The sequence below is a fragment of the Holdemanella hominis genome (assembly GCF_014306155.1).
GTDB classification, from domain to species: Bacteria; Bacillota_I; Bacilli_A; order Erysipelotrichales; family Erysipelotrichaceae; genus Holdemanella; species Holdemanella hominis.
Map to the genome: position 1 here is coordinate 1 of NZ_JACRWH010000076.1, position 6,770 is coordinate 6,770.

The 6,770-nt window shown below is 35.8% G+C and carries 7 protein-coding genes, 2 tRNA genes and 2 pseudogenes; 7 read left to right on the forward strand and 4 right to left on the reverse strand.

The window, feature by feature from the left end; genetic code table 11:
- Window positions 1-212 (reverse strand): annotated as a pseudogene (locus H8911_RS11370) (hypothetical protein); the annotation flags it as partial.
- Between the two features lie 250 nt (window positions 213-462).
- Here H8911_RS11370 and tnpA point away from each other — a divergent pair.
- A pseudogene (gene tnpA, locus H8911_RS11375) lies at window positions 463-966 on the forward strand (IS200/IS605 family transposase).
- Between the two features lie 111 nt (window positions 967-1,077).
- Here the strand turns inward: tnpA and H8911_RS11380 are convergent.
- Complete coding sequence (locus H8911_RS11380; RefSeq protein ID WP_186999738.1) at window positions 1,078-2,166, reverse strand: M20 metallopeptidase family protein; 1,089 nt, start codon at window positions 2,164-2,166, stop codon at window positions 1,078-1,080.
- A 140-nt stretch (window positions 2,167-2,306) separates the two neighbouring features.
- On the opposite strand from H8911_RS11380, the gene H8911_RS11385 reads away from it, so the two are divergent.
- The 5 genes from H8911_RS11385 to H8911_RS11405 all read left to right on the forward strand — a co-directional run bounded on the left by H8911_RS11385 (window position 2,307) and on the right by H8911_RS11405 (window position 5,412).
- Window positions 2,307-3,920, forward strand: coding sequence for a Na/Pi cotransporter family protein (locus tag H8911_RS11385; RefSeq protein ID WP_186999739.1), 1,614 nt, complete (start codon window positions 2,307-2,309; stop codon window positions 3,918-3,920).
- 39 nt (window positions 3,921-3,959) lie between these two features.
- A complete protein-coding gene (locus H8911_RS11390; protein WP_186999740.1) occupies window positions 3,960-4,709 on the forward strand; it encodes a threonine/serine exporter family protein in 750 nt (249 codons plus the stop codon).
- 11 nt (window positions 4,710-4,720) lie between these two features.
- A complete protein-coding gene (locus H8911_RS11395) occupies window positions 4,721-5,176 on the forward strand; it encodes a threonine/serine exporter family protein (RefSeq protein ID WP_186999741.1) in 456 nt (151 codons plus the stop codon).
- A gap of 57 nt (window positions 5,177-5,233) precedes the next feature.
- Window positions 5,234-5,310, forward strand: a tRNA-Ile gene (locus H8911_RS11400).
- Window positions 5,311-5,336: 26 nt separating this feature from the next.
- Window positions 5,337-5,412 (forward strand) — tRNA-Ala (locus H8911_RS11405).
- Window positions 5,413-5,524: 112 nt separating this feature from the next.
- On the opposite strand, the gene H8911_RS12580 is transcribed toward H8911_RS11405, so the two are convergent.
- Window positions 5,525-5,683: a hypothetical protein gene (locus H8911_RS12580; protein ID WP_222621030.1), complete on the reverse strand. Its 159-nt coding sequence runs from the start codon at window positions 5,681-5,683 to the stop codon at window positions 5,525-5,527.
- Window positions 5,684-5,971: 288 nt separating this feature from the next.
- Window positions 5,972-6,409, reverse strand: coding sequence for a transposase (locus H8911_RS11410; protein ID WP_186999742.1), 438 nt, complete (start codon window positions 6,407-6,409; stop codon window positions 5,972-5,974).
- Between the two features lie 142 nt (window positions 6,410-6,551).
- Here H8911_RS11410 and H8911_RS11415 point away from each other — a divergent pair.
- On the forward strand, window positions 6,552-6,770 hold a 219-nt coding region (locus tag H8911_RS11415; RefSeq protein WP_186999743.1), incomplete at its 3' end, for a hypothetical protein.

The window sequence follows — 6,770 nt, forward strand, 5'->3', positions numbered from 1 at the left end:
AAGCCAAGATAACATGTGTGGCAAAGAAGAGAACGTTCTACATTGTCTAAAATGCAAGGACGAGCTTTACCGGAAGCATCTAGTTTTCGAATGTAGTCAATATTATCGAAGAAGATATTCTTGATGGGATGAATAAAATTGAAGTTTTTAACATCACAATCTAATAATGATAGAGTTTCAATTGGAATGTTTGAATGATAAGTGGTGTCCATAATTGAAGTATAGAATTAAATAGAGATGTAAACAAGACTTAGCAAATGAAAAGCGCCCATACAAATCATTTTATATGATTTGATGGGCTTTTTTTACGCTTTTGGCTTTAGCCAGCTGAGTGCGAAGTACGAAACGACAAAACCACCTGCTATGCGGGTGGTATCAAAAAAAATGTTATACAAAATAATCACCATTCTTTCTATAATGAAGGTGTTCAAGCTATCAAAATAAGAAAGAATGGTGATTATGATGGCTAATAAAGCAAACTCTTTAGCACATACAAAATGGATGTGTAAGTATCACATCATTTTCACTCCAAAGTATAGACGAAAAGTGATATACAATCAATATCGAAAAGATTTAGGTGAAATATTGAGAGAATTATGTAGATACAAGCATGTAGAAATAATAGAAGGACATTTGATGAGAGACCATGTACATATGCTGGTAATGATACCTCCATCATTATCTGTATCTGCATTTATGGGATATCTGAAAGGGAAGTCAGCATTAATGATGTTTGACAGACATGCAAATTTGAAATATAAGTTTGGAAACAGACATTTTTGAAGTGAAGGATATTATGTAAGTACAGTAGGATTGAATGATGCTACAGTTGCAAAACATATTCGAGAGCAGGAAATGCACGATATAGCAATGGATAAAATGAGTGTAAAAGAGTACGCAAATCCATTCTCAGAACCACACCAACAGGCGTATAAACAAGAAAAAGCAAGGAGAAAGAATAAGTAAAAATAAAGCCCTTTGCGAGCTGGCAGTAAAGTTTTATAGCCGCAGAGAAAACCAACCCTTTTAAGCGTGATTTTTAGGTATCATAATAATAAAAACCCATCCTAGTGCTTACTAGAATGGGTTTTTTGTCGTTAATAGTTTCCTGTATAGTTCCACACCTTTGTATAGGATGGCTTCAGCAAAGGTGAACTTATTTGAGTGTAATGGAATGGTGTCTCCCGTACCTAAAAAGAAGAAGATAGATGGGGCTACATTTCTATAGTAGCCAAAGTCTTCACTGATAAGTACAGGGCTTTCTAGTTTGTTGACTAGATTGTTTTTGTATATTGTATAGAATAATTCTTCGTTGTTGAATACAGGTGGATAGTGGTGATTGATTTTGAAGTTTACTTGCACCTTGTATTTTTTGATTGCATTATTCATGTTTTGTTCAATGATATTCACAATTTGATCAAATACCTTTGGATCATAATAGCGAATAGAGCCTCGTACATGGGCTTGGTCAGCAATGATGTTAAAAGCTGATCCAGAATGGAAAGTTCCAAAATGAAGAAGGTGGAATGTGTTGTCGTCGAAAGCTTTTTCTTCTTGTTCTAAAGACTTTTGTAGAATTTCTACACAAGCCGTTAGTGCATTGATTCCATTTTGAGGTTGGGCTGCATGACTGGCTTTTCCTTTTACTAAAAGTTCAAACTCACATCCGCCTGCCATCATTTCATGAGGACGCGTATAGACTTTGCCTTTTTCAAGTTCTGGATAGATGTGTGTTCCGTAGATGGCGGCAATATTAAATTTATCGAAGAATTTAGATTCAATGATAGGTTTGGCGCCACCAGGTTTTTCTTCGCCTGGCTGAAATAACAATAATACGTTGTAGTCGCTTTCCTTGGCATATTTCGCTAATTCTAAAACCATGGCCATATGGCCGTCGTGCCCGCAGGCGTGCATACATCCATTGGTGCTTTTGAATTCTAGGTCTGTATTTTCTTCCATAGGAAGTGCATCCATATCGGAACGGAATACGATTGTCTTTTCTTTTTGGTTATCAAAATAGGCGGTTACACTATTTTGGATGGGATGATCAATGATGCAGTCATATAAGTCTAATACGTTTTCAATATATTGCGCTGTCTTTTGTGTGGTAAGTTCAATTTCTGGAATTTGGTGTAAATTTCTTCTGTTTTCAATGATTGTTGTCATAAAATTCTCCTTTTATTGGGGTTATTATACACCCTATTTTGAATTGTTAAATAAATTTAACATAGATTTAACATTGTAAAGATAGTATGAATTTGCGTTTAAATTTATATTAAGTGTGTAATTATGAAAAGGTGGAAAATATGACAACAACAAATATATTGTCTTTATTGGGTGGATTAGCTTTATTCCTATATGGAATGCAGATGATGGGAAATGGTCTTGAAGCTGCGGCTGGAGATCGTTTAAAACAAATTTTGGAGAAATTAACTTCAAATCGATTTTTAGGAGTCATTGTAGGTGCGCTTGTTACGGCGGTTATTCAAAGTTCGAGTGCAACAACAGTTATGGTCGTTGGATTTGTCAACGCACAGATGATGACTTTACAACAAGCTGTATGGATTATTATGGGAGCTAACGTCGGTACAACCATTACGGGTCAGTTGATCGCGCTGGATGTAAGTGCCATTGCTCCATTAGTTGCCTTTATGGGTGTGGCATTGATTATGTTTACGAAGAGTGCCAAAGCAACCGATATTGGGCAGATCATTGCAGGTTTGGGTATTCTTTTTATTGGTATGAATATGATGAGTACAGCTATGATGCCATTAAGAGAATCAAAAGAATTTGTTGAATTAGTCACAAATTTCTCAAATCCATTAGTAGGTATTTTGGTGGGTGCAGGATTTACGGCTTTGATTCAATCGAGTTCAGCTTCAGTAGGTATTTTACAAGCCCTAGCAGCCAGTGGTGTTATTGGCTTGGATGGAGCTGTATATGTGTTGTTTGGACAGAATATTGGTACTTGTATTACGGCTGTTCTTGCTTCAATTGGAACAAGTCGTGAGGCTAAGCAGGCTACCGCCATTCACTTGAGCTTTAATATCATTGGTACAACGATCTTTACAATTGTATGTATGTTTACACCATTGGTATCTGGGGTTATTCATTTAACGCCATACAATCCGACTGCACAGATTGCGAATATGCATACTATATTTAATGTTTGTACAACAATCTTGTTGCTTCCATTTGGAAAGTATTTGGCTGAGTTTGCACAACACATCTTGCCGGTTGAAAATAAAGAGATTGAAGATGAGCGTTTATTGTATTTGCAGCCACTACCTAAGTCTAAGAAGATGATTGGTGGTGCAGCTATTTCGGTTAAACAAATTAATGATGAAACAATGCACATGTTGAGTCTTGCGTATGAGAATGTAAATCAGGCTTTTGATCAATTGTTGCAGTTTAGTGATAAGACAGATGAACAGATCTACAAAAGAGAGGATACAGTCAATTACTTGGATAAAGTCATTAGTGAATATATTAGTACGGCTTTGGCTACGCCAAACTTGAATGTGAATATTTCTCAAGCATTGTCTAGCTACTATTTGATGTTAGTGGATATTGAGCGTATTAGTGATTATGCCGTGAATATGAATCATCAGGCGACAAAACGTCTTCAAGGAGATATGACAATTTCGGAAATTGAAATTATAGAGCACATGAAGAAGTTATGTGAGGATATGAAGAATGATTTGGATGATGTAGAAGAGGCAGAACGTAAAGATGATGTGATTGATTCACTTGTATCTAGTTGGCGTGAAGCACAGATTCAAGCTTTAAAACAAAAGAAATGTTCAAGCGAAGTTAGCATGATGTTGTCACGTATTTTTACAGATTTTGAGCGTATTAATGACCACGCTTTAAATGTGTCTCAAGAACTGGACAAGATTACAGTGGAAATTCCTGATTAATAAGCAGTTTTTCTGCTTATTTTTTGTTATAATTTGATTATGAATATTGAGAAGTTATTGAATACAATTATTGAAGCAGGAAAGATGTTAGTGGAGAGTGGTGCGGAAGTCAGCCGTGTCGAAGAAACAATGGTCAGAATGTGTCATTGTTTTGAAGGTATTGAATATGCGGATAGCTATGTGACTTTAACGGGTATCATGTTTTCTTTGACGTATGACAATCAAACAATGACGCGTATTTGCAGGGTACACACGGGAGAGGTAGATTTGAATCGTATTGATCAAATTAATACGCTTTCTAGAAGAATTTGTTCAAATCCAATATCAGTGGATGAGTTAGCTAATGAATTGGATCGAATTAAGGGGATGTCTCGCTATACATTTAAAGAGACAATGCTTTTTGGTGCGGTTGGCGCTGCTGGATTTGGAATGTTCTTTAATGGGACTTTATTAGAAATTGTAATGTCCTTTTTTATTGGGATTTTGATTCGTTGTATTAGCTGTTTCTTGTCAAAACACAAACTAAATTCTTTCTTGAATAATGCGATATCGGCAGGATCTGCAGCACTGAGTGCGCAATTGATCCATCAAGCATTACCGCAGACGAATGTGGATATTATGGTTATTTCTAGCTTTATGCTTTTAGTGCCTGGACTTGCGATTACCAATGCGATTCGTGATACGATTGCAGGAGATTATGTTTCTGGTGTCGCAAGAGCGGTTGATGCCTTTTTGTGTGCTATTGCCATTGCGGTAGGGGCTGGTTTTGTGATGTATTTTTGGATATAGGGGAATGAATTATGATATATGTGATTTTAAAAGCAGGAATCTCTTCATTCCTTGCTAGTTTAGGGTTTGGTTTCCTATTTAATATTAAAGGAAGAAATTTATGGCTAGCCGGTGTTGTAGGCGCCATTGGTGGTGTCTGTTACAAGGTGGGACTGTATTTAGATTGTTCTGAAATATTATCCAATTTCTATGGGGCTTTAGGTTTAGCCTTAGCATCAGAAATATTGGCACGACAATGTAAGACACCAGTCACAACATTTTTAGTTTGTGCATTGATTCCATTGGTTCCTGGAGGCGGTATGTATCGTACGATGCTTGCGGCCATTCGTGGGGATGCTCAAAACACACTAAATATGGGGCTTCAAACGTTGAGTATTGCGGGTGTTTTGGCTTTGGGAATCCTATTGGTTTCCACAATTATGCGTGTGTATTATCAGGAAAAGAGAAAATTTTTAGAAAAAAAGTAAAAAAGTACTTGCAAAGATGAATATTTATGGTATTATATATGAGCGTCTTGGGGATATGGGCCTGTAGCTCAGGTGGTTAGAGCGCACCCCTGATAAGGGTGAGGTCGTTGGTTCAAGTCCATTCAGGCCCACCATGATTTCTTTAGACGCTTACTATAATGGGGTGTTAGCTCAGCTGGGAGAGCACCTGCCTTGCACGCAGGGGGTCATCGGTTCGATCCCGATACGCTCCACCATTTGTAAAATTCAAACTGCATATGCAGTTTTTTTTTTATATTAAGATTTTGACTTCGGAACAGAGAAATATGATATGTGAAATAGCACTAAAATATCACAAGATATGAATTATCAGGAATGACAAAAACGACTATCGTAATAGCCAACATTTTGTATTTGTCTGTCTTTTAGTTGTTGAATTATTTTTTTTACAATCATCTTATGATCACATTCAGGGCAGTGCATCATATAGTTTTCTTCAAGTTCATTTGGAACTAATTTATCGATCAACTATCTAGGTGCTTCTTCTTCGTAACCGAGTTTTGTACATTTCATCAATATATCTTTTTCAGTATGTTCTGTCATTTCTTTTGTCCTTGAATGAATTATATGTATAAATATACTGCATTGTGGCTTTACATTTACATTGAATTGGATCTTAGGTTAAAAGAATCTATTAAATGAGTGCGGTATTTGAATTTATTGAGTTTGTTTTTAAGGACTTTAGTTTTAGGTTTACGAGAATTATCCTTGTTCTTTTTGATTCCAAGAAGTGCATGTACTTTATCTATGGTTTTCTTAGAAGCATTGGCATCGAATAATTAAGAAATGATAGTCCGGTATATGTATAATAAGGCGGTTTATAAAATCAATCACATTATCTGTGACATCATATCTTTTCTCATCCTTGTGATCATTGTAGAACCAGCTGACAGTATTTGATTCTTTATTGTATTCTGTGATTCTATTTTCAGCCATGGCAGGTCTACCTGCATAGCGAATAAAGTAGTTTACGCAGCAGCCTTGAATATCTTTACTATTTTTGGAATCGTTGTCATTGGATTTGAACTTGGCATAGACATAGAATCCTTTAGGATGATCTTTATAGAGTCTGTTCTTTTCTTCAGGCTTCTTTAATCCACCAACTTCTTGAATAAGGCGAATCAGTTTCAACTCGAATGTTTGAATGATAAGTTGTGTCCATATATTAATTGTATGTGAATTTAATGTGAACATGTGAGAATATTAATAAATATCATATATTCGCATTGGTGATATAATGATACAAATAAAATAATTTAGAAAGTCTCAAATCTATCTATTAAACCTATTTTGAATATAGTATAATAGAGTCGAATAGAACAGGAGGACTTGTCTTATGAAGGTGTTTTCAATGTCGCAAAGAATCTATTATAAAGATTTGGAACCAGATGCAGAATTGATCATCAAAAAGGATCTTGAGCTGTATAACTGTATGCTTCATAAGGCATTCAAGATCTGTTTTGATCGTGCCTATAAGGATGTTACTTATTCAGAAACAGATCAAAGAATGATCAAGTCCTTTTATGGTACAAATGATTATTTTCCTTTGTCTGCC